Source organism: Stackebrandtia albiflava, assembly GCF_007994225.1.
GTDB lineage: Bacteria > Actinomycetota > Actinomycetes > Mycobacteriales > Micromonosporaceae > Stackebrandtia > Stackebrandtia albiflava.
The window spans coordinates 918,862-941,558 of the sequence record NZ_VLLL01000006.1 but is presented as its reverse complement, the minus strand read 5'-3'; the positions used below and the strand labels follow the sequence as shown (position 1 = coordinate 941,558).

17 protein-coding genes are annotated in these 22,697 nt (G+C 70.2%); 4 read left to right on the top strand and 13 right to left on the bottom strand.

Annotated features, from left to right (window positions below):
• The 6 genes from LX16_RS15180 to LX16_RS15155 form a co-directional block, all read right to left on the bottom strand.
• Positions 1 to 1,152 (bottom strand): phosphonoacetaldehyde reductase, encoded by a 1,152-nt coding sequence (locus LX16_RS15180; protein ID WP_147139356.1) that lies wholly within the window; start codon positions 1,150 to 1,152, stop codon positions 1 to 3.
• 102 nt (positions 1,153 to 1,254) lie between these two features.
• Positions 1,255 to 2,391, bottom strand: a complete 1,137-nt coding sequence (gene aepY, locus LX16_RS15175; RefSeq protein ID WP_147139354.1) for a phosphonopyruvate decarboxylase — start codon at positions 2,389 to 2,391, stop codon at positions 1,255 to 1,257.
• Positions 2,388 to 3,668, bottom strand: a complete 1,281-nt coding sequence (gene aepX / locus LX16_RS15170; RefSeq protein WP_425304435.1) for a phosphoenolpyruvate mutase — start codon at positions 3,666 to 3,668, stop codon at positions 2,388 to 2,390. The genes aepY and aepX overlap by 4 nt, the downstream gene beginning before the upstream one ends.
• Positions 3,669 to 4,045: 377 nt before the next feature.
• Entirely contained in the window at positions 4,046 to 5,698 is a 1,653-nt protein-coding gene (locus LX16_RS15165) for a CDP-glycerol glycerophosphotransferase family protein (protein WP_147139350.1), read from the bottom strand.
• A 3-nt stretch (positions 5,699 to 5,701) separates the two neighbouring features.
• Positions 5,702 to 6,421 (bottom strand): 2-C-methyl-D-erythritol 4-phosphate cytidylyltransferase, encoded by a 720-nt coding sequence (gene ispD / locus LX16_RS15160; protein WP_147139348.1) that lies wholly within the window; start codon positions 6,419 to 6,421, stop codon positions 5,702 to 5,704.
• Complete coding sequence (locus tag LX16_RS15155) at positions 6,418 to 7,284, bottom strand: CDP-alcohol phosphatidyltransferase family protein (RefSeq protein WP_147139346.1); 867 nt, start codon at positions 7,282 to 7,284, stop codon at positions 6,418 to 6,420. The genes ispD and LX16_RS15155 overlap by 4 nt, the downstream gene beginning before the upstream one ends.
• Positions 7,285 to 7,578: 294 nt before the next feature.
• Between LX16_RS15155 and LX16_RS15150 the strand changes: the two genes are divergently transcribed.
• Both LX16_RS15150 and LX16_RS15145 read left to right on the top strand, forming a co-directional pair.
• The gene (locus LX16_RS15150; protein ID WP_147139344.1) at positions 7,579 to 8,337 is read left to right on the top strand and encodes an ABC transporter ATP-binding protein; all 759 of its coding nucleotides are present in this window, start codon (positions 7,579 to 7,581) and stop codon (positions 8,335 to 8,337) included.
• The gene (locus LX16_RS15145) at positions 8,337 to 10,448 is read left to right on the top strand and encodes a DUF5941 domain-containing protein (protein ID WP_147139342.1); all 2,112 of its coding nucleotides are present in this window, start codon (positions 8,337 to 8,339) and stop codon (positions 10,446 to 10,448) included. The genes LX16_RS15150 and LX16_RS15145 overlap by 1 nt, the downstream gene beginning before the upstream one ends.
• A 181-nt stretch (positions 10,449 to 10,629) precedes the next feature.
• Here LX16_RS15145 and LX16_RS15140 read toward each other — a convergent pair whose 3' ends face one another.
• The 4 genes from LX16_RS15140 to LX16_RS15125 form a co-directional block, all read right to left on the bottom strand.
• Positions 10,630 to 11,292: a UdgX family uracil-DNA binding protein gene (locus tag LX16_RS15140; protein WP_147139340.1), complete on the bottom strand. Its 663-nt coding sequence runs from the start codon at positions 11,290 to 11,292 to the stop codon at positions 10,630 to 10,632.
• A 183-nt stretch (positions 11,293 to 11,475) separates the two neighbouring features.
• Positions 11,476 to 14,301, bottom strand: a complete 2,826-nt coding sequence (locus tag LX16_RS15135; protein WP_147139338.1) for a lamin tail domain-containing protein — start codon at positions 14,299 to 14,301, stop codon at positions 11,476 to 11,478.
• Positions 14,302 to 14,573: 272 nt separating this feature from the next.
• Entirely contained in the window at positions 14,574 to 14,990 is a 417-nt protein-coding gene (locus LX16_RS15130) for a PIN domain-containing protein (protein ID WP_147139336.1), read from the bottom strand.
• Positions 14,987 to 15,208 (bottom strand): type II toxin-antitoxin system VapB family antitoxin, encoded by a 222-nt coding sequence (locus LX16_RS15125; protein WP_147139335.1) that lies wholly within the window; start codon positions 15,206 to 15,208, stop codon positions 14,987 to 14,989. Before LX16_RS15125 ends, LX16_RS15130 begins: the two co-directional genes overlap by 4 nt.
• A gap of 141 nt (positions 15,209 to 15,349) precedes the next feature.
• Between LX16_RS15125 and LX16_RS15120 the strand changes: the two genes are divergently transcribed.
• Positions 15,350 to 15,877: an ArsR/SmtB family transcription factor gene (locus LX16_RS15120; RefSeq protein WP_147139333.1), complete on the top strand. Its 528-nt coding sequence runs from the start codon at positions 15,350 to 15,352 to the stop codon at positions 15,875 to 15,877.
• On the opposite strand, the gene LX16_RS15115 is transcribed toward LX16_RS15120, so the two are convergent.
• Together LX16_RS15115 and LX16_RS15110 are read right to left on the bottom strand one after the other, a co-directional pair.
• Positions 15,874 to 17,733, bottom strand: coding sequence for a S9 family peptidase (locus LX16_RS15115; RefSeq protein WP_147139331.1), 1,860 nt, complete (start codon positions 17,731 to 17,733; stop codon positions 15,874 to 15,876). The two genes, LX16_RS15120 and LX16_RS15115, sit on opposite strands and share 4 nt — an antisense overlap.
• 133 nt (positions 17,734 to 17,866) lie before the next feature.
• Complete coding sequence (locus LX16_RS15110) at positions 17,867 to 19,807, bottom strand: M48 family metallopeptidase (protein ID WP_147139329.1); 1,941 nt, start codon at positions 19,805 to 19,807, stop codon at positions 17,867 to 17,869.
• A 282-nt stretch (positions 19,808 to 20,089) separates the two neighbouring features.
• On the opposite strand from LX16_RS15110, the gene LX16_RS15105 reads away from it, so the two are divergent.
• Complete coding sequence (locus LX16_RS15105) at positions 20,090 to 20,671, top strand: hypothetical protein (protein WP_147139327.1); 582 nt, start codon at positions 20,090 to 20,092, stop codon at positions 20,669 to 20,671.
• 54 nt (positions 20,672 to 20,725) lie between these two features.
• On the opposite strand, the gene LX16_RS15100 is transcribed toward LX16_RS15105, so the two are convergent.
• Positions 20,726 to 22,651 carry a M48 family metalloprotease gene (locus LX16_RS15100; protein ID WP_147139325.1) on the bottom strand — a complete coding sequence of 642 codons (1,926 nt, stop codon included), beginning with the start codon at positions 22,649 to 22,651 and terminating at the stop codon, positions 20,726 to 20,728.
• Between the last annotated feature and the right edge of the window lie 46 nt (positions 22,652 to 22,697).

Genomic DNA, 22,697 nt, shown 5'->3' with positions numbered 1-22,697 from the left:
TCAGCCCGGGAGGACCACGTCCTGCAACCCCTCACGGGTGAATCGCACGGGATTGTTGTTCAGCCGCTCCAGGTTGACCCGGCCGACCAGGTCGGCGACGGCGTCGCGTGAGGTGATCCCGGCGGCCGCCGGGTCCATGGACAGGCCGATGCGTTCCGCGAGACCGTAGAACGCGTCCCTTGCGGCCTTCGGGTCGGCGGCGCCGAACTCGGCCAACACGGTGGCCAGCGCGGCGCGATGGGTGTCGGGTGAGACGCCCGGTTGCAGGCGGGAGTCGTCCGCGTCGGCGTGGGCGGCGATGAAACGGCCCAACGTCAGGGCGACCGCGTGCCCGTGCGGAAGCCCGTAGGTCTTGGTGATGCCGTACGACAGCGCGTGTGCCGCGGTCGTCTTGGAGATGTCGATGGCACGCCCCGCCAGGTGGGAGCCGCGCGCCATGTCCGCGGCGGATTCGGACGAGCCGGTGGCGACGAAGTCGGGTAGCGCCGCGATCAGCAGGGGGATCGCGGATCGGGCGAACTCCCGGCTGGCGTCGGTGGCTCCGGTCGCCCACAGGCTCTCGACGGCCTGGGCCAGCGCGTCGATGCCGGAGGTGGCGCGCTGGTAGGGGGAGGCGGACCGGGTGATCTCGGGGTCGAGGACGACGGTGTCGGGCAGCATCGCCGGTCCGGCGATGGAGAACTTCGTCTCCCCTATGTAGACGACCGCGAAGTGGGTCGCCTCCGATCCCGAGCCGGAAGTGGTCGGCGCCAACATCAGCCGCGGCCGGCGTTCGGTGACGGCCGCACCGGCCCGGATCGCCTCGTGCAGGGCGGTCTCCTCCGTGATGCCGCGGTAGGCGCACAGCAGTTTCGCCATGTCGAGGGCGCTGCCGCCGCCGACGCCCAGCACCAGGTCCGGGTCGTACTCGGCCATGATGCGCAGTCCCTCGACGAGGTCGCGGGCGTCGGTGTTGGGCCGGAAGTCGCTCCACCGGCGGACGGTGGCCCGGCCCCGCAACTCCGGCAGGCACTCGGCCGCACCGGAGCCGTCGAAGGAGTTCTTACCGCACACCAGGAGCACCCGGCGGCCGTCCAGTTCGGGCACCGCGCGCCAGGTGGTCACGATGGCACCGGGGCCGAAGTGGAGGTCGCGGTCGGTCGGCAGTGTCACGGCTGTCTCCTTGGATGCGCGTGCTTCGGGTCCGGAGCCGGGTGACCTCGACCTTGTCCGGCCGGTCGAGGTCGAAGTCACCCGACTCCGTGAAGAGGTGGGTCAGCCGGTGGATTCCCGCAGGGCCGCCATGAAGGCGGCCTTGCTCTCGGCGGGGGTGCGGGTGGGCCGGCCGATGTCGGCGCGGTTGCCCGGCTTCACCTTCAACTCGAGCAGCGCCGGGCCGCCGTGCGACCGCAGCTCGGCCACCAGGCCGGGGAGGGCCGCCAGGTCACCGGTCGCGGCGGCGTGGCGGTACCCGAGCGCCTTGGCGGCGGCGGGGATGTCGACCTTGCCGATCGAGGTGGGCTGGCCGCCGACGCTGTCGTGGACGCCGTTGTTGAACACCACGTGGAAGTACGTGCGCGGCGCGAAGTCCGCGATCACCGCCAGTGATCCCAGGTGCATCAACAGTGCGCCGTCGCCGTCGAAGCACCACACCTCGCGGTCGGGCTCGGACATGGCGACACCCAACGCGATGGAGCTGGCGTGCCCCATGCCGCCCACGGTGAGGAAGTCACGGTCTCCGGAGAGCCCGTTGTTCACCCGGTACTCGAAGAGCTCCCGCGACAGCATGCCCGTGGTGGACACGATCGCGGCGTCGTCACCGACGGCCCGGGTCAGGGCGACCAGGGCGTCCTCCCGGCTGGGGAGGTCGGACGGCGTCTTCGGGAGCTTCGCGGCGTCGGAGAAGGTGCCCTTCTCCACCAGCAGGATGTAGGGCGTCTTCTTCTCGACGGCCTCGGCCAGCGCCTCCTCGACGAGCTTCTCGGCCTCGTCGGGGTCGTGCGGCAGGACCGACCACGGCAGGTCCATGGCCTCGACCAGCTCACGCTGCACCCGGCCCTGTTTGACGTGCTGCGGCTCGTCCTTGACACCGGGCTGGCCGCGCCATCCGACGACGACGAGCATCGGCACGCCGTAGACGTCGGGGTCGGCCAGCGACAGCAGCGGGTTGACGGTGTTGCCGTATCCGGAGTTCTGGAGGTAGACCAGCGCCGGCGTCTCGGTGCGGAGGTAGTGGCCGATGGCCAGGCCGACCGCGCCGCCCTCGTTGGCGGCGATGACGTGCCGCTCCCGGGGGAGGTTCGCCATGATGTGGCTGCCGAGCTGCTTGAGCAGGCTGTCGGGCACCCCCGTGAACAGGGTGACGCCCTGAGCGGTCAGGTGGTCGCAGAACCGTGCGGGATCGATGCTCACGACTCGTTCTCCGGGATGATCGCGAGGGCTTCCTTGATGTTGGCGATCTGGGAGTCCACTTCGGCCGAACGGCTGTTCTCCAGGATGGACTTCGCGACCGCGGACATCGCCTTGTAGGAGGCGCGCATGAGCTGGTTCGCGTAGATCACCACGTTGACGCCGCGGGCGGCGAACTCCTCCTCGGTGACGGTGTTGTAGCTGGTGGGAACGACCACCAGCGGCACCTTCTTGTCGAACTTCGCGAACCGGTCGCAGAACTCGAAGACCTCGTCGGGGCTCTTCTGCCGGGAGTGGATCATGATGCCGTCGGCGCCGCCCTCGATGTAGGCCTTGGCGCGGGTCACGGCGTCCTCCATGCCCTGCTCCAGGATCAGGCTCTCGATCCGGGCGATGATCATGAAGTCCTTGGTGATCTGGGCCTTCTTGCCCACCTGGATGCGGTGGACGAAGTCCTCGATCGAGGACTGGGTCTGGGCGACCTCGGTGCCGAACAGCGAGTTGCGCTTGAGCCCCTCCTTGTCCTCGATGATGACCGCCGAGACGCCCAGGCGTTCCAGCGAGCGGACCGTGTAGGAGAAGTGCTCGGGCTTTCCACCGGTGTCACCGTCGTAGATGAGCGGCTTGGTGGTGACCTCGAAGAGGTCGTTGATGGTCTGCAGCCGCGAGTTCAGGTCGACGAGCTCGATGTCGGGCTTGCCGCGCGCGGTGGAGTCGGTCAGCGACGACGACCACATGCCGTCGAACTCGATCTTGCGACCGTCCCGTTCGACGGTGGCGGTCTCGATGATGAGGCCGGTCAGGCCGCTGTGGGATTCCAGGATGCGGACCAGCGGCTTGTTTTCGAGGAGCCTGCGCAGCCGGGAGAGCCGGACGTCGGGGGTGGTGCCGACCTCCTTGACCGACTTGTTGAGCTGGGTGGAGGAGATGCCCTCGGTGTACTCGACCTCGACGAGCTCGCCGTTCCACTCCTTCAGGGCGTCGATGACGCGCTGCCGGGTCTGCGCCTGCACGCCGGTGCGCCAGTCGTCGCCGTGGACGACGTAGTCCGGCTTGATCTCGCGGAGGTTCGCCACGTAGTCCAGGGTCTCCTGGGGGACGACCCGCGTGACGCCCTTGATGTTCTCGACCACGGCCTTGCGCTGCGCGTAGGTCATGTGGGGCAGCCGCTTGTAGCTGGCGATGGCCGCGTCGGTGAGCAGGCCGATGGTGACGTCGCCGAGCTCGGCGGCCTTCTGCAGGATGTTCATGTGCCCGGGGTGGACGAGGTCGGCGCTCATCCCCACGTAAACGGTGGGCTTGCTCGACAAGATGTCTCCTTGACTCGGATTGACTGGCCCACCACCCTTGGCGGGACATGAGCGTATTTCCATGTATGACTACCAGCTCCGGCCGCGACGCCGCATGTTCATGGCCCGCTGCCCACGTCCGGGTCACCCGGCAGGACAGCACGATACGCCGCGCCATTGCGGTACCCGGCTCGCGATCGGATGCACGGCAGCCCTTCATCGCGGATTCCGACAATACCCCGACCGATTCATCCCGTGTTGTTCCGGACGCTTCCTGAAAGACGCCTTGACGACACCCTCCGGTTGCCGCTCCGAAGCGACCGTGATCAAGCCCACTGGCACACGGAAAGCACTGCGCCACACCGGCCTCACCGGTAACAGTCCCGCGCCGCGTCGAAGAACGCGTCCTCGTAGCGGTCGGGCGGGAAGTCACCCATGTAGTACCGCTTCATACGGCTGCGGGTCTCCGCCAACGGGTCGGTGTCGAGCAGCAGACCGCACACCTCGTCGATGTTGGCCGCGTCGGCCTCCACCGCGTACCCCGCCTCCGCCAACGGGAACTCATCGGCGAGTTTGCCGCCGGCGCCCGTCATGTCGGTGATCGCGAACGGCTTCTCCGAGTACAGCCACTCCGAGGCCGCCCCCGACACGTCGCACACCATGACGTCTGCCGCGTTGACGCAGTCGGCCAGCGACATCCGCTCGGTGGCGGCCCGGCCGAACACGTGCGGCCTGCCCGTCTGCTGCGCGTCGGCCGCCAACATCTGCTCCAGCGCGTCCAACTGCCGCGCCGCCGCCGGGTTGCGCCGCGTGTACGGGTGCGGGCGGACGATCACGGTCGCCCCCCGCTCCAGCATCGCCCGGCAGATCCGGGCCGCGATCGGCAGCGAACAGAAGTTCACGTCCGAGGACAGACCTGTCCACGTCGGCGCGTACAACACCACCGGCGGACGGTCGGCGGGCCGTGGACCCGGCACCACCGCGACCTTCGCCGCCTGCGGGTGCCCCACGATCCGGAACCGCGACTCCGGGATGTCGATGCCGTGCCGGTGATACCTGTCCACCCCGGCGCGTCCCGCCACGAAGATCCGGTCGTACATGGCGCTGATCGGGTTGTAACTGGCCGGTTTGTCGCTGTCCCCGTGCATCAACTGGATGTGGGTGAGTTCCGCGAACCGGACGCACTGGGTGTTCTGCATGCTGTTGTTGACGTAGAAGACCGCGCGTATCGAATCCGTCAACACCGACTCCACGTCGGCGATGCCCGGCGCGACGACTATCGGCGCCTCGGTCGCCGCCGCCAACACCGGCAGGAACGCCCGGTCCCGGACGACGACCAGGAACGGGTCACCCAGGCGCGCGAAGTAAGGCAGCCACATCAACAACTGGTACTCCGAGCCCGGCGGCCCCGCGAAGTGCACCGCGAACCGCGGGCCGTGGGCCTCGACGGCCTCCGCCACTCCGGCGTCGCCCGCGTGGGCGCGGCGCCTGCGCAGGTACCAGGCGGCGACGGTCCCGAACCCGAACCCGGCGGTCACCACCAGGCACGCCGTCGCGATGATCCACGGGTTCGCCCCCGTCGCCGACGTCAGCCAGAACCCGGCGGTCAACACCGAGATCAACACGTAGGCGCTGCGCGTGTTCATCCAGCGCTCGCCCGGCCCCCGGCTGACCGGCAGGTTCGCGCTGTCGAGCCGCCGCGTCGACAACGCCACCACGAGTCGGGGCTCGAAACCGATCAACGCCACCAGCAGGGTGCCCGCGATCGCGTCCGCTACCCCGATCCGACCCGGGCCGCCGTCGGCGATCCCGATCAACAGGGCCGCCACCACCAGCACCCGGCCCGGCAGGAACTCGCCCAGCCCGTCCGCGCGGTAGCGGTACCACCCCCACAGCAACGCACCGGCCGCCAGCACGTGCCCCGGCCACGGATTCGGTACCAGCAGGAACGCGGCGACGGCCGCCACCGGCAGGCCGTAGGGGGCGGCGGTGGCGATGAGTTTCACGACTAGCTGGCGCATCGTCTACAACGTCCTGTCACGCAGCAGGGTCTCGGCCAGCCGCAGGTCCAGGGGATGAGTCACCTTCAAGTTGAACTCGTCTCCGGTGACCACGGCGATCGGGGTCTCGGGCAGATACCGGCGGACCACGCCGCCGTCGTCGGTGGGCCGGAAGTCCGGGTCGGCGGCGGCCCGCCGGTGGGCCTCGGCCAGCACCTCCAGGCGGAAACCCTGCGGAGTCTGGCAGCGCCACATCCGCGACCGGTCCGGGATCGCCGTGACGGTCGGCCCCTCCCCCGACGGGTCGACCTCCAGGATCGTGTCGGTGCTCGGTACCGCGACCGTCAACGCGGGCACCGAGTCCAGTAGCCGCACGCACTCCGAGATCGTGCGCGTGGACACCAGCGGCCGCACCGCGTCGTGCACCAGCACCTTACGGTCACCGGGTTCCCCGGCGAGGTCCGCCAGGGCGCACCGGACGGACCCGGCGCGGTCGGCGCCGCCCTCCGCGACGGCCTCTACCTTGCGGTAGCCGTACCGGTCCACGAGCTCGCGGGCGTGGTCGAGATGGCCGGCGGCCATGTAGACCCTGATGTGGTCGATGTCGTCGCAGGCCTCGAAGACGTCGAGGGTGTGCGCCAGCAACTCCCGCCCGGCGACCCGCAACAACTGCTTGGGCCGGTCGGCACCCATCCGGGAGCCGGTGCCGCCCGCCAACAGCACCGCCACCGCGGTCGAGGTCACGACCGTGCCGCCAACTGCCGGTCCACGTCACGCGCGGACAGGTACAGCTTGTAGGTGACGGCGGCCTCGGCCAGCAGCAGCAACACCATCGCCGCGACCGTGAACCCGAAGACCCAGGTGGTCAACGGCCCGACGATGAACACCGCCATCTGGAACTCGACACCCGAGAACAGGTGCGACCGCACCCGGTGCCGGACCAGGAAGTCACGCATCCGGTTGAACCAGCCGAACCGCTGCTTGAACGACTGCTGCACGTCCACCACCGTCGCGCCGTCGTCGGTCTCCCGCTCGCCGGCGTGATCGCCCAGCACGAGTTGCGCCTCGTCCTGGAGCCGGAGCCGGTCCACCGTCGTCCCCGAGGCGGCGGCCAGTTTCGCGCGCATGCCCTGCCGGGTCTCCTTGAGATACAGGGCGTTCAGGTAACGGAACATGTCACAGAACACCACGCCCGTGCCCAGGTACAGGAACACCGGGTTCCCCGAGACGGCGTACTGGCCGCCGAACAGCGCCAACGCGCAGATCAACACCCGCAACCGGTCGAAGATGTAGTCGAGCCAGCCCCCGAACAGCGAACCGCCGCCCCGCAACCGGGCCACCTTGCCGTCCATGCAGTCGAGCGTGAAACTCAGGTGGAACAGCAGCGCGCCCGCCACCAGCCACGGCCAGGTGCCCAGGGCGAAGGCCGCCGCCGCCGCCAGGCCGCACAGGAACGCCGTGGTCGTCAGGACGTTCGGGGTCACCCACCGCCACGCGGACACCAGCCACACCAGCCGGCCCGCCACCGGATCGACGAGGAACACCGTCCACCACGAGTCGCGTTCCTTGTACGTGGACAGCACCTGCGCCCTGGTTACGCGTTCCACCGCTCTCCTTGGTTTAACAACAGATGACGGCCGACATTATCAATCCCGGCCGTGCGCACCCCCGTCGATACCGCGCGGTCTTCCCGGGGCAGGTGGTGCGGCCGGTCCCCCGAGTGGCCGGACACGACCGCCGATACGGAGGATGCCCACGGCGGTATCCCCGTCGGCATCGCATGTCCCGCTTCGCGACGACAGTGGCATCATGAATCCGAGGCGACCTCACCACCGCATCACCGCGTCGGACATCTGCGTAGAGTCGGACCGGTCCCGCCGAACGAAGCGACTGAGAAGGCTATGTACGAAGAACCGATTATCGAGGCACACAACCTCGGCGTTCGCTTCGCCGTGGGGCGCAAGCGCAAGGCCAAACTGCGCGAGATGTTCATCCACCGCGGCAAGGAGCGCAGCTCCGGAGGACAGGAGTTCTGGCCGCTGCGCAACCTCAGCTTCTCCGTACAGCCGGGCGAGGCCGTCGGCGTCATCGGCTCCAACGGCACCGGCAAGTCCACGCTGCTGCGGCTGATCGCGGGCGTCCTGCTCCCCGACGAGGGCACCGTCCTGCGCCGGGGCCGGGTCGCGCCGCTGATCGCGTTGTCGGCGGGTTTCTCCGGGGACCTGACCGGCCGTGAGAACGTCCACCTGGTGGCGTCCCTGCACGGCATGAGCCGTCAGCAGCTCAAGGCCAAGTTCGACGAGATCGTGGCGTTCGCCGAGGTCGAGGACCACATCGACACGCCGGTGCGTCACTACTCCTCGGGTATGAAGGTCCGGCTCGGCTTCTCGGTGATCTCGCAGCTCGAACACCCGATCCTGCTGGTCGACGAGGCGCTGGCCGTCGGTGACAAGCGGTTCAAGCAGAAGTGCTACAAGGTGATGCGGGCACTGCTGGACGAGGGCCGCACCCTGGTCCTGGTGTCCCACAGCGAGCGGGACCTCACCCGGTTCTGCACCCGGGGCCTCTACCTGAACCGGGGCGAGTTGCAGGTAGACGGCACGGTGGACGAGGCGCTGGCGGCCTACCAACAAGTGGAAGACCAGAAGGTGCCCGTCTGATGCGTGCGGTGCTGCTGGCTACGTCCCCCGGAGCCGAAGCACACCTACCGCCCCCCCTTCACGGCCGGCCCGGCGAGACCGTCACGGGCCGGCTGCGGCGGCAGTTGGCCGGTTTCGGCGTCACCGACGTCACCGTCATCGGACGGCCCGAAATCATGCCCGGCCTCCCGGTGGACCCGGAGTCCACGCCGGGCCGTGTCACGGTCCGGACGGCCACGAATCCGGCCGGTGACCTGCGGCTGCTGGCCGAGGCGGTCACCGGTGACGAACCGGTACTGCTGTTGACGGCCGACGCGCTGCTCGCCGACACCGCGATCTCGGCGGTGCTGTCCGACCCGACCGAACGCAGCGGCGTGCTCGTCGGTCCGCTGGAGGACGCCCGCCCCGGAGAGCCCCCGTTGCGTCGCGACCGTGGCCTGGTGTTGTCGGTCGGCACCGGGTTCCACCGGGCCGCCGGTGCCGACGCCGCCGGTTGCGGCGTCCTGAAGATCACCGAGCCGTTCCTGCCGGAACTGCGCGCCGCCGTCGCCCAACTGCTCGCCGACGACATCACCGAACTGACCGGAGAGACCGACGCGTGGACGCTCGTCCTGCTGGCGGTGGTCCGCGGCGGCACCAAACTCACCGCGTACTCGGTTCCGGGGGTCCCGTACGGGAGGGTCGACTCGCAGTCGGCCGCCGAGTCGCTGCACGAGGACATCACCCGCTGCGACGAGGACGCCGTCCGGATGCGGCTGTGCGTCAAGGCCGACGACGACCTGTTCGCCACATACAGCATCAGCTCGTACTCCCGGCACCTGGTGCGGTTCTTCCGGCGGGTGCGGCTGACGCCCGTCGCGGTGACCTGGTTGTCGATCTTTCTGGCGTTCGGGGCGGCGGCCCTGTTCGTGCAGGCGTCACGGCCGGCGCTGATCGGCGGCGCGCTGTTGATGTACGTCAGTTTCGCGCTCGACTGCGTCGACGGGCAGCTCGCCCGCTACACCCACCGGTTCACCGCGTTCGGTGGCTGGCTGGACATGATCGCCGACCGCGCCAAGGAGTACCTGATCTACGGCGGCCTCGCGTGGGGCGCCGCCGCCTCCGGACACGACTGGGCGTGGCCGCTGGCGATCGCCGCGCTGAGCGTCCAGGTGGTCAGGCACATGACCGACACCTGGTACGGCACCATGCAGGACGCGGCGACACTGCGCCAGGCGACCCGTTCACTCCTGTACGCCGAGGACGGTTTCGCCACGACCGGTGGCGGCGAGACCGCCCCGGGCTCGGCCGCCGTCCGGCTCGGCCGCACCCTCGGCAGGCTCTCCGCGCGGTTCACCGCGCAACGCCGTTCACCGGCGTACTGGTTCAAACGCACGATCGTCTTCCCGGTCGGGGAACGCTGGCTGGTGATGGGCCTGGGCGCGGCGCTGTTCAACGGCGAGGTCGCCTTGGCCGCGCTACTGGCGTGGCAGCTCGTCGCGTTCGCCTACACGCTCGCCGGCCGGACGCTGCGCGCCTGGTCGGCGAAGGTGGCCGTGCTGGCCCGCCCCGACAAGGCCGTCCACCGCGACGACGGGCCGTTGTCCCGGCTGCTTCCGGCGCTGACGGTGCCGCCGCTGCCGGTGCTGGCCGTCGCCGTCGCCGGGATCGGTGTGGCGATCGTGCTGGCCGCGACCGGCGCGGGCGCCGCCCGCTGGGTGACGGTGGTGGCGGGGATCGTGCTCCTGGCGGCCGTCACGACGGCGGGCAACCGGCACGCCGGGCCGCTGGACTGGTTGGTCCCCGCGGGGCTGCGCGCCGGTGAGTACGGGCTGGCGGTCGCGTGCGGGCTGGTGGGCGGGGTACCGCTGCCGCTGGTGTTCGGCCTGCTGACGGCCTTCGCGCTGTACCACTACGACCTGGCGGCGCGGGTGGACAAGGCCGCCTCGCCGATGGGTTCACGCGAGTTCGGGCTCGGCTGGGAGGGTCGCGCCCTGCTGCTGCTCGTGGCGCTGATCCCCGGCGTGGCGACGTGGCTGTTCGCGCTGCTGACGGCGCACATGGTGCTGGTGTTCCTCGGTGGTGCCCTACTGGGCCGCCGCCGTGCCGCCCGCCGCCCCGGCTCGCCGGAACGGGTCGCCACCGCCGCCTGACCCGGTCCTCGGTCCCGGTCCCGTCCGGCCCCGTCCGCGGCTTGTAGAACCGCTTGGTCCCCGCCCGGTTGCGCTTGGTCCCCGCCATTGCGTCCTATCGGCCTCCGAAACGGCGTATTCCGGGCGTGTCCCGCAACGCGGCGGGGACCAAGCCAACGGGGACCAAGCGGAATGAGAAGGGTCAGGCGGCGCGGTGGGCGGCGGACAGGTCGTCGGCCAGATCCGCCACGGCGGCGGCCCGCTCCTCCGGACGCCCCCGCAGCACCGCAGACGGATGCATGGTCGCCAGCACCCGGGGCAACAGATCGGCGACCCGCTCATCCACCGTGACGTCCGGGTCCGCCGCCGGGTCCAGCAGCTCACCGCGCCGCCGCGTGACGCGGAAACGATTGCCCAGCAAGGCTTTTGCGGCGGTGGCTCCCAGGCACACCACGACGCGCGGTTTCACCGCGGCGAGTTCGGCGGCCAGCCACGGCAGGCACGCCACGATCTCGGTCCGGCCGGGGGTCTTGTGCAGCCGCCGCCTCCCCTCCGGACGGGTGAACTTGAAGTGCTTGACCACATTGGTCAGATAGACCTGGGAACGTGCCACGCCCGCCTGTTCCAGTGCCTCGTCCAGGATCCGTCCCGCCGGGCCGACGAAGGGATGGCCGGCGCGGTCCTCCCGGTCTCCGGGCTGCTCCCCCACCAACAGCAGTCGCGCCGACACCGGTCCCTCCCCGAACACGACCCGGTCGGCGTGGCGGTACAGGTCGCAGCCTCGGCAATCGGCGGCGGCCTTCCTGAGCCGGTCGATACGGCGGCTGTCCGGGACGAACTCCTCGGCGCCCACAGCGCGTGCCATCGCGTCTCCCCTCCTCGACTCGCACCCTACGCGCAACCACCGGGATCGCGGCCGGAATGCGGTGATGGCGACCGGGCGGGGACCAAGCGCGACACGGCGCGGACCAAGTGGGGTGAGAGGGGATCACCGCCCCGGGACGGAGAAGGCGGCGGGACCGGAGTCCCACCGCCGCCTCGTGACGGATCAGAGCCCTCGGCACTGGCCGAAGGCGACACCGTTCCACTCGTTGGGGGTGCCGGCGTTGCCCGGTTCCGGGTCGTTGCCGGAACAGGAGGCGACACCGGTGAAGGTGTTGTCCGAGACGGTGACGCCGCCGGAGTTGCCGGTGATCATGACCGATCCCGTGACCCGGTTGCCGTCGAGCAGGACGGCACCGGTGGTGCCCGTGATCATGGCCGCTCCGGTGACGCGTGCCCCGGAGATCTCGACCAGCGCCGCGCCGGTGGTGCGGATCGGGCCGGTGACGCTGCCGCCGGTCACGACGAGGCCGGCACCCGGGCCGACCGTGATCGGTCCGACCTGCTGCGCGTCGTCGAGACACAAGGTGCCCTCGGTGATCCGCAGTGGACCGACGTGCCGCCCGGTGACGGTCTCGGTGCACTGCGGGCCGAACGTCAACCGCACGACCTGCGGGTCGTGGTCGGACACCTGGTCGGAGAACTCGGCGTTGACGTGCACCACCTGGTATTCGGCGCCGGCGAGCGCCGGGCTGACCAGGATGTGGTCGAGGACCTGCGAGATCCCGTTGAACACGTACGTGTACTGCTCGGTCTCCGGCAGCGTGGTGATCAGGTCGATGAGCACCGGTGCGTCGCCGCCGGTGAGCGTCTCCACCGCGGGGCTGAACTGGTAGTCGTTGATGTCGCCGGCGACCACCACGGCCGCGTGCGGGTCCACGGCGAGCACGTCGTCGACGAAGGCGTTCACGGCCGCCGCCTGGGCGATGCGCTGGGTCTCGGTGACCCGGTTCGGCGGCTGGTAGCGGCCGTCGGCGTTCTGGTCGCCGCCCTTGGAGTTGAAGTGGTTGGCGACCACGATGACCTTCTCGCCGTTGAACCGGAACTCGCCGGCGAGCGGTTTGCGGCTGTCGTCCCAGGCGGTGTCGCCGGGGGCGATCCGGCCGGGGGACACGCTCAGCGCGGCGGTGCCGTCGGAGTCGGCCGACACGGCGACCGGGGTGGTGGCGTCGCCGCCGGAGCGGTCGACGAATTCCACGCGTTCCGGGTTGAACAGGAACGCGACCCGGATGTTGCCGCCCGGCTGTCCACCGTCCATGCCGTCGGCGGGGTCGATCTGCCGCCACTCGTACGCGGGTCCGCCCGCCGCGACGATCGCCTCGACCAGCAGGTCGAGGGTCTGGTCGGCCGCGACGACGCCGTCGTTGGTGGAACCGGTGTTGTCCTGGATCTCCTCCAGGGCCACGATGTCCGGCGAGGCGAGGTTCGTGACTATCCCGGCGGCGAGTTCGGCGAACTTGTCGGCCGGGTTCTTCGGGCTGAGGTTCTCGACGTTGTATGTGGCGACGGCGAGCTGGTCGGCGGAGTGCGGTGTCGCGGTCTGGCGGGACAGGCCGTTGTCGACGTGGCCGCCGATCTCGGTGGCGGCGATGGAGTAGCCGCCGTAGAGGATGTAGTCGACAGGTCCGCTGGTGGCGCCGGACAGGACGTCGCCGACGTTCGCGAGCGGGACCTCACCGTCGACCGGGTTGACGGTGATCCGGCCGGTCGGCGTGTTCGCGTATCCGGTGTTGACGGTGCCGCCGCGCTCGGAGGCGTACTCGTCGGGCTTCACCGTCAGGTAGATCTCGCCGTACTCGTTGCCGGGGCCGACGACGCGGGTGTCGGTCACGACGACCCGCATACCCTCGCGGGCCTCCCAGAACTCCATGGTGGACCGGGTCGGGTCCAGCCGTCCCAGGTCCTCGACGTTCCCGGTCGGGGCGTCGGGGGCGTACACGTCCGGGATCAGGTCGCCGGTGATCTGCTCGGCCTCCGGGAGCGGGTTTCCGGTGGAGCAGACCGCCACGACCGGATCGGTGAGCTCGGTGAGCGACAGGTTCGCGGTGTGCGGGAACTGTTCGCCGCCGGAGAGCTGGTAGTAGTCGGTGACCTCGGCGGTCACCATGACGGCGTCGCCGGGCCGCACGGTCACCGGAGCCGAACCGGTGTAGACGAACACGGCCTCGCTGGTGGCGGGATCGGTGTCGGGTTCGGTGTCCTGGATCCAGAAGCCGCGGGTGCCGTCGGTGCGGACGGCGGTCACGACACCGGGTACGTCGGTGACGGTGTCGCCCTTGAGGGGGGTGAGCCAGGCGTCGCCCTGGATGTCGCGGATCCGCACGTCGCCGGGCTGGGCGGGGCACTCCGGTGCGGGTTCCCCGCCGGAGTTGGCGGCCTTGGGGGTCGGTGCGGCGGCGGCGAAGTCGGCGGCGTTGTCGTCGCTGTCGGCGGTTTCGGTGCGCTGCACGGACTGCGTGTTGGAGGCGCCGGTGGCGGCGGAACCCTCGCGGATGGCGGCGGACCCGTATCCGACGAGGTCCACGATGTCCGCCTGTCCGGCGCAGTCGGACGCGGTGCAGGTGAGCGCGGTCGTGGAGGACACCAGTGCCACGGTGCCGTCGCCGCCGCCCATCGGGATGGTGCCGGTGACGTCGGCGTCCGGCAGCGGTTGGGTTCCGCCGTTGCCCTGTGCCTGCGCGATCAGGTAGAGCTGGCCGGGTGCGATCTCGCCGGTGAGCGGCGTGACCTGCCAGGTCCCGGTGGCCGAACGGGAGTGGTACTGGACCGACCAGCCGGTGAGGTCGACGGGCTGGTCGCCGCGGTTGGCCAGTTCGATGAAGTCGTTGGTCCAGGTGGCCCCGGAGTTGCCGCCTCCGCCGTAGACCTCGTTCAGGAGGACGTCGGTCGAGGGGGCGGCTGCCGCGGGCGTTGCGGATAGTGCGACGGCGGTGAGGGACGCGACGCTGAACGCGGCGACCCCCTTCGCCAGACGGGATCTACCTACCGGCATATACGAATCTCTCAACTGTGTGCGCCGCGATCGGCGGCGTGAGCGGGGTGGACGTGCTGCGAAACGGTTGTACCAGGCGGTAGCCTAGTGACCGGCGACCAGGGTGTATACGGCAGGCGAACTTCTCACCACGACCCCGCGACCACGACCGGCGCTCGCGGCGGCGGCCGGAGCCCCACCCCCTCCGCACGGATCTCCGCCACACCCGCCGTACTGAGGTGTCACCATGTCAAGGCGTCGCCGGCTCTCACCGCGGCCCGCATCGCCGAAGTCTACTGTGGAAACCTGTCGATGCGGCGTTCACGCAGATCACCGACGGCTTCGGCGATGGTCGCGAAGTCACGGTCATCGTGGAGCACGGTGATCCCGTGATACGCCGCGGTCGCCGCGATCGACAGATCCACCACGGACAAGCCCCGGTGTGCGCCGCCGGCGGTGAGTCGGTACTGGGTGGCTTCGATCCAGCGTGACGCCGACTCGTGCACGGGCACGTCCGGATACAAGCGCACGAACATCTCGGTCATCTGATCGAACTCATCCCGATTGCGGGCGGATCGCCTGAACTCGGTGCGCTGTGGATGGCAGGACCCGATCGCCGCCGAAACCACTACCGGCTCCCACGCCTTTCTGACGGTGGGTTCCCGGAGGATTCGCCAGAGCGCGGACGAATCCAAGAGGTACCGGATCACGTGGGGCCAGCCTTCTCGCCGTCGTGTTCAGCACGCCAGGCCGCGTAGTCCCAGGACTCGCCCACTTCGGCGAAGTGTTCCAACGCGGCGATCCGCTCATGGCGTTCGGCGTACTCGCGCAGGGCAAGGTTCACCGCGTCCTTCTTGGTTCGCAGGCCAGAAAGTCTCAGCACTCTTTCGAGTACCGAGTCGTCGATATCCAATGTCGTCACGCTCATGGGGCCACCTTATATAGAATGTTCCCGGTCTTCATATAATAACCATAACTACCGCCGTCGGTGATGTCGTCGAGTCCCCGCGACCACGACCGGCGCTCGCGGCGGCGGCCGGAGCCCCGGTGTGGCTAGCATTGCCGTCTCATGACTGACGACAACCAGCGCCCGGCGACGGTCGAGGAACTCAAGTCGCTCGCGCACCCGGTGCGGTGGCGCATCCTGCGCCTGTGCCTCGAACACGCCCGCACCAACAAGGAACTCGCCGATCACCTCGGCCTCGCGCCCGCCACCGTCCTGCGGCACGTGCGTTCCCTGTTGGCCCACGGATTCCTGGCGGCCGAGACCCCGCGGACCGGAAGGCGCGGCGCCCTGGAACGTCCCTACCGCGCCACCAGACTGACCATGCGGTTGTCCCTCGAATCGCCGGAACACCCAGAACTGACCCGCGACATCGAGCTCGCGACACTGAGCGCGCACCGGACCGAACTGCTGGAGGCGCCGCCCGACGCCACGGTGAGCACCCACCGCAGCCAACTACGGCTGTCCGCGCGGGACAGTGAGGAGTTCCTGACCCGGATGCACGAACTGTGGCTGGAGTTCCACGAGCGGCAGGACCCCGCCGGTGGGCGCCTGTCAATCCTGTGGAGCCACGTGTCCATTCCGGAGCGTTAGGTCGCCTCGACCGTGTCCGGCTTCAGGTGTCTCACCATCCAGTCCACCCACGCGGTGATGACCTCGCGCTCGTTCTCCCGGCTCTGGAATCCGTGCCCCTCGTCCAGAAGGAGCATGTACTCGACCTCGTGGCCGCGCTCGCGCAACCGGTCGACCAGTACGTCGGAATGACGTCGCGCCACCCGCGCGTCCCGGGCTCCCTGCACCACCAGCAGCGGGGCGGCGATGCGGTCGGCGTGGGTGAGCGGGCTCGCCAGGCGCAACCGTTCGCGGTCGGCCGGGTCGTCGACGTCTCCGATCCAGTCCTTGACCCTGGCACGCCAGTACGGTGGCACGAGCGTGGCGTCCACGACGAGGTCGCTGGGGCCGAAGAGGTCGACCGCGCAGCGCCACGTCTCCGGTGACCGGACCAGGCACGCCAGGGTCGACAGGCCGCCGTACGAGCCGCCGCAGACCCCCAACCGGTCGGTGTCGACCCAGTCGCGCGTGCCCAGGTATGCGACACCCCGCTCGACGTCCTCGACGTCGCCGCCGGCCCAGTCGCGGTAGACCAGCCGTTGGAAGGCCGAACCGTACCCCGTGGACCCCCGCACGTTCGGGGCGAGGACGCCGATGCCCGCGTGGAGCAGGGCCTGGACGAGCGGGTCGAATTCGGCCGCGTGCCGGTGTTCCGGCCCGCCGTGGATGAGGACCGCCACGGGTGCGGGCCGGCCGGCGTGCGCGCCGTGCGGGCGGTACACGAACGCCTCGACGGGAAGTCCCTCGTGCCCGGGATACTCGACGACCTCCGGTTCCACGAGGTTCGGCGCCGACGGGTTCCGGGCGCAGTCGGTCAGCCGTTCGACCGTGTCGTCCAAGGTGCCCAGCAGGTACGCCTCCGGCGGTCGCGTCGGATCGGAGATCCGGGCCGACACGCGGTCCTCGTCGACGAACGCCAACGCGCCGCCGCCGAGTCCCAGCTCCTCACAGGCCATGCCGGACGGCGCGTGGTCGAGCCGACGCACGTCACGGCCGTCCGCCGTCGCGGTGTAGATCTCGGTGCGGCCGGCCACGGTGACACCCCACGCGAGCCGGCCGCCCGACGGCGACACCGCGACGGCGACGACCTCGTGCTCGGGCCGGTGCAGCCAGGTCACGTCACCGGAGGTGACGTCCAGCCGGGCCAGACCCAGCAGGTCACGGCCATGGTCGGTGGACACGAACACCGCGGTACCGTCGGCGCTCCAACCACCGGGCAGCCACTTCGCGCGGCCGGGCGGTGTGATGCGGCGGTTGCGTCCGGACTCGACGTCGTGGACGTACAGGGCGTGGTCGGTGTTCTGGTGCAGGCGCATGATGAGCAACCGGCCGCCGTCGGGAGACCAGTGCATCGGGTAGTACCGGTCGTCGCCGGTCAACACGGTGCGGGACCGTCCGGTGGACAGGTCGCGGACCAGCACGTCGAACACCTCCGGATCGCGTGCGTTGCCGCTGTACGCCAAGTACCCGGAGTCGGGGCTGTAGGGCCGGGTCCCGCTGCCGTAGGGGGTGCCGAACTCGAAGCGGACTCCGTCGGCGGCGAGGCTCCAGTTGGTCTCGCCCGTGTCGGCGTCCACTTCGGTGAGACGGTAGTTCTCCGCGCCCACCGGATCGACGCTCAGCAGGATCGCCCGGCCGTCGGGGCGCCACACGCACCGGCCGGGGCTGCCGTGGCCGGTGGGCAGGACCGTGGCCGCCGATCCGTCCAGGCGGCGGCGCCAGAGCCGGGCGCCGTCCCCCGTGTCGCTGATCAGTGCCAGCTCACCGCCTCCGGGAAGTGGCGACACGTCCAGCAATCGGGTGTGACTCAACAGGTCGTTGACGACGGAATCCGGCATCGCGCCCACCTCAGTGATTGCATTTTATGAAATCGGTTGTGGGCCACGGTAACAGGTTTCACGCCCGGGTGGGGAGGCGAGCGATGCGGCGGCCGGTCTCACGCGGTGTCCACGTGAGACCGGCCGGTGCGCGTCAGGAACCGCCGTTCACCATCCGGTACAACAGGTCGCGGGAACCGGGCAGGGCGTCGGTGGTGTTGGTCGACGCCAACCGGTGCGTCGCACCGTCGGTCGTCGTCAACGTCACCTTGATCGGGTTGTCACGGTTGGCGTAGGCGTTGCTCATCGCCAGCGTCCACAGGATGCCTGGCTCCTTCGCCTCCCCGGACCTCAGTTCCTCGAAGGGGAGCCAGCGTGCGCCCGCCATGGCGCGCAGCTCCGCCACTCCGTTGTCCGCCAGCGTCGCCTTCAACCGCCGCTTCACCAGGCCGCCCTTGGCCCCGGCCAGGAACAACAGCCCCTCGTCGGTGATGAACAGGTCGCCCCGGACGTCGTCGAGCTTCACCGAACCGATCGCTCCCATCACCTGCGCCTGCCGGGCGAACACCTCGGCCTGACCGCCGCGTGCCTTCTCCAGATCGATACCCGAGGCGACCAGGGCCTCCCGCACCAGCGCCGCCGACTCCGGGGACTCCGACAGCGGCTCCAGGATCGCCTTGACGCTGAACGGTTCCCCGTTCCGGCGCTCCACCAGCAGCGGGGCGTCCCACCGGTGCGCGACCGTCAACGCGTCGGAGTCGTAGGCGGCGATCCACACGATCGCGCCCAGGCCACCCTCCGGGAAGTTGGCGCCGCCCAGGGCCGGGAACAGCCGGGGACCGTGCCCGGCTTCGATCTCGTCCAGGACGAACCCGAAACGGCCGCGTTCCTCACCGGAGACCCGGGCGATCGCCCGGTACGCGGCCTCGGCCACTTCACGCTGATGCTGCATGATCGCCTGCGGGCTGTAGTCCTCCCAGTCGAGCAGGCGATGTCCGCCGAGCCCGATGGCCTCGGCCTCCATGGTGGCGGCCACCCGGTCGAAGCCGGCGACCAGATCGGTCGCGGGTCCCGTCTCCGCGACCTCGCCGTGTTCCGGCGCGGACTCCAACGCGGCCACCCGTACCGGGGTCGCCGGGTGCGTCGACCACCGTGCGGCCGGCCGGGCGGCGAGTTCCGCGGCGGCGGCCGCGAACTCCGCCTCCCGGGCCGCGATGATCGTCGGGAAGGACGCGAAGATCCCGCGCGGGGCGAGGCCGCGATCCAGTCCGAGGTTCACGTAGTTGCCGACGTAGAAGTTCCAGGCGACCGCCAGTAGGTTCAGCCGCTGCAACGCCGAGCGTGCGGCGTCCCGCCCGGCGATCCGGCCCGACAACCGGTCGGCCTCCAACTCCTGCTTCCGGCTGATCGAGTTCTGCACCGCCAGGTACAGGTACGAGTAGGCCTTGAACAGCCAGCCCACCAGGTTGTACCGCTGCTGCGACAACTGGTGTTGCACATGGCCGATCGCCAATCGGCCCCGGTAGGAGATCGCGCCGAGTCGGGTGTGGACGTGGGCGTAGTGCCCCATCTCGTGCGCGATCACCGAACGCAGTTCCGACTTGGAGAACGTGACCAGCAACGGCATCCCGACGTACAGGTAGCGCCTGCCGGCGGACAACCCGAGGAACCGGGTGTCCTCCGAGACGGCGGCGTTGACCTCCGGGACCAACCGGATCTCTTCGGGGGCACGGGTTCCGGCGCGACGGGCGGTGTCCTCGGCCATCTCCCACAGGCCGGGAGCGTCCTGCCGGGACACCTCCATGCCCTCGGGCTCATGGCGTTGCGGACGTACCGCCTTGAACAGGCCGAGCAGGATGGCGCCCGCCAACACGCACGCCAGGACTGCAAGGGCGACGGTGACCCGGTGCACCTCGACGGTCACCAGCGCGACGGCGCCCCACACCATGCCGGCAGCGACGGCGAGGGCGAAGACGTAGAAGCCGACCAGCAACACCAGTGAGACACCGGCGCGGAACGAGGTGAGCGCCCGGGAACCGGACGACTCTGCGGACACCGCCAGCGGCGGGGAGGGTGGTGATGAGACAGTGGACATACGAGGGCACTTCCGGGTGAGGGCTACGGGCGATGCGCGGCCCGTGACACCGGTCGCACGGCCGCCCCATGACCACGCGACCGCCGCCCGGGCGGTTGCATCCGCTCACGGTAACGATCCGGTCGACTCGCAGGGCCGACGGTGGTCAGCTCCACGGCGTGGGCGGGCCGTCTCAAGGTCGGCGGGGCGCTCCACATCGGTGGCAACCGGTGGACATCGTCCGGCGTGTAATCCCCGCCCACGGCCGAGATCCCGAAACGGCCGACCATCCAGGAGTTCCCCTTGTCCGACGCTCCACCGCGCCCACGTCAGCTCGTCTACGCCTGCTACGCCTTCTGGCTGGTGGGCGTACTGACCGCGACCTACGCGATCCTGAACCTCGTCTTCGCGGGCCAGATGGCCACGGCCCGCGCCGCGGTCGAAGCCGCGGAGGGCGATCCACACGTCATCGCCCTCCACGAGTTCGACGCCGCCGTGGCGTTCTACTCGCTGGCCCCGTGGTGGGCCATCGCCGTACCCGTCGTCCTCGTCCCGCTGGCGGTGTTGGCGTGGCGGCGGGTCAACGTCCGGGTGCCGCTGTTGATCGCCGGCACCGTCCTGGCCCTCGTAGGGCTGGGCCTGGTCTACGCGTCCGAATCGGGCACCGGCCACGCGATCGACCGGCTGCCCGCCGACTACGACGGTCCGATACCGGGCGGCTTCACCGTGGTCGTCTACTTCCTGCTGATCGGCCTCGCCAACGTCGCGATCGTGGCCGGAACCGTCCTGATCAGCCGCCCCGCCCCCGCCGACTGGCTGCGCAAACCGAACCAGGCGGGCGAGGACCGGTACTGGAACTTCACCGAGACCAAGACCGGTTCCTGACCCGACGCCCCGCCGGCAGGGGCGGTCGGGTTCGCAGCCGTGGCCGGAACCGTCCTAGTGGTCGAGGCCGAGACCGTGCGTGAGGAAGTCGAGGGCTGCGGGAAGCGACTCGGTGCGGTCGGTCCAGCGAATCACGTGGGTGCGCATGTCCGAGGTGGTGATGCGCACGCGTCGAGGCGACTCCTTGACCCGGTACCGGGAACGAGTCGTCAGCTCCCACCACACCGACGGACCCGACACGCTCGCCCGGAAGACCTCACTCCACGGCAGCCAAGCCGCCGAGCGTTCCATGAGGGAACGGATCGGGTACCGGGACAGGACGGTCGCGAGCCGGTCGTGCGCGCCCTCGGCCCCGGGGCCGGTTCCCGCCAGGAACAACAGTCCGACGTCGGTGATCACCAGATCGCCCACGACCCCGTTGACGTCCACCGCGACGATCCCCGAGCACGGAACCGGATCCGCCGCGTCGTACGGGTTGCCGTGTGCCAGCGCCAGGTCCACGCCCAGCTTCTCCAGTGCGGCGCGCACCTCGACCGCCGACTCCGGCGCCGGGGACAACAGATCGGCGATACGCCGGGCGTGGAAGAACTTCCCGTCCCGGTCGAATACCGCGACCTCCCCGGTGTCGTCGTCCTCGCGGATGTCCAGGACACCGGAGTCGAAGGCGGCGACCCAGATCATCTCCGCGAACCACGCGGTGGGCATGCCGGCGGTGTTGAGCGCCCGGAACAGCATCGCGCCGCGCCCCGCGGCGACCTCGTCCAGCACGAACGACAGCCGCGCGGCGTCCGGTCCCGCGACGGCGGTCAACCCCCGGTACGCGGCCTCGGCGACCCGGCGGCGGGGCCGGGCGGTGACGGCCTCCAGGTAGTCCGGCCAGTCGAGTAGTTCGGTGCGGCCCAGGGTGAACAGCTTCGGTTCCAGCACCGACGCCAACGCATCGAAGTCGGTGATCATCGGGAGTCCCGTGGCACCGGTCGGCGGTACCGGTGCGTCCGGCGGCATGTCTGCCTCGGCGGCCAGGGCGGCGAACCGGGTTCCCAACTCCTCGGCGTCGGTCCACAGCCCGGGCACCATACCTTCGGTGACGCGCCGCCCGAAGTACTCCAGGCGTGCCACGGCGAAATCCGTGAAGGCCGCGTACGTGCGGCGTGGCGCGACCACCTCCGACTGGTCGGCGGAGAGGCGGCCGGCCACGAACTCCTCCCAGGCCGCGCTCCACAACGCGATGGACCACAGGGCGTGCCGGATCGCGACGGCGCCCACGATCCCGGCGGCGGCCCGGTCGGCGGATCGCTTGGTACGAAGCGAGGTCGTGGACAACGCCCACCGCCGCACTTCGATCCACCAGCGGACGAGCAGGGCCGCCGGGCCACGCCGCTCGGCCGCGCGCCGGGAGAGCGACCGCAGCCGGAACCGGAAGGCCTCCCGTCTCAGCCGCCCCTCGGTACCGGCGAAGAAGGCGAACTCACGGGCGAGCAGGGCACGCAGGTCGGCGGGCGTGGCCATGGCGAGCACCGGCATCCCGATGTACAACCGGTCGATCCCCACCGGACGGCCGACACTCCGCGGCGGCGAATCGAGTCCCAGGTTCAGCATCGGCGTCACCCTGATCTCGGCGGGCGGCGGCACGTCGAGCGCGGCCGCCGCCTCCCACACCATCGCCCACAGTCCGGGAGCCGCCTCGTAGGAAAGCGAGTACCCGAACGGCCGGTCCACCCGCAGCCCCTGGTACACCAGCACCACGCCGAGCCACATGTCGGCCGCAACCCACAGCGCCACCGGCACACCGAGCAACACCAGGCCACCCGTGGCGGGCAGCGCGGACGGCGAAGCCGCCGCCCACCACACCAACCCACCCGCCACGGCGGCCGCCGCCAGGCCCGCGACGCACAACACCACCAACGCCCCCCACGTCACCCCGACGACCAGCAGCGCATCCAGCAACGTCCGCCCACGGGACGGAGCACGGGAGGTCATGGGGACTCGCTTCCGACAGGCGACACCGGAGGTGGCGTGGCGCTAC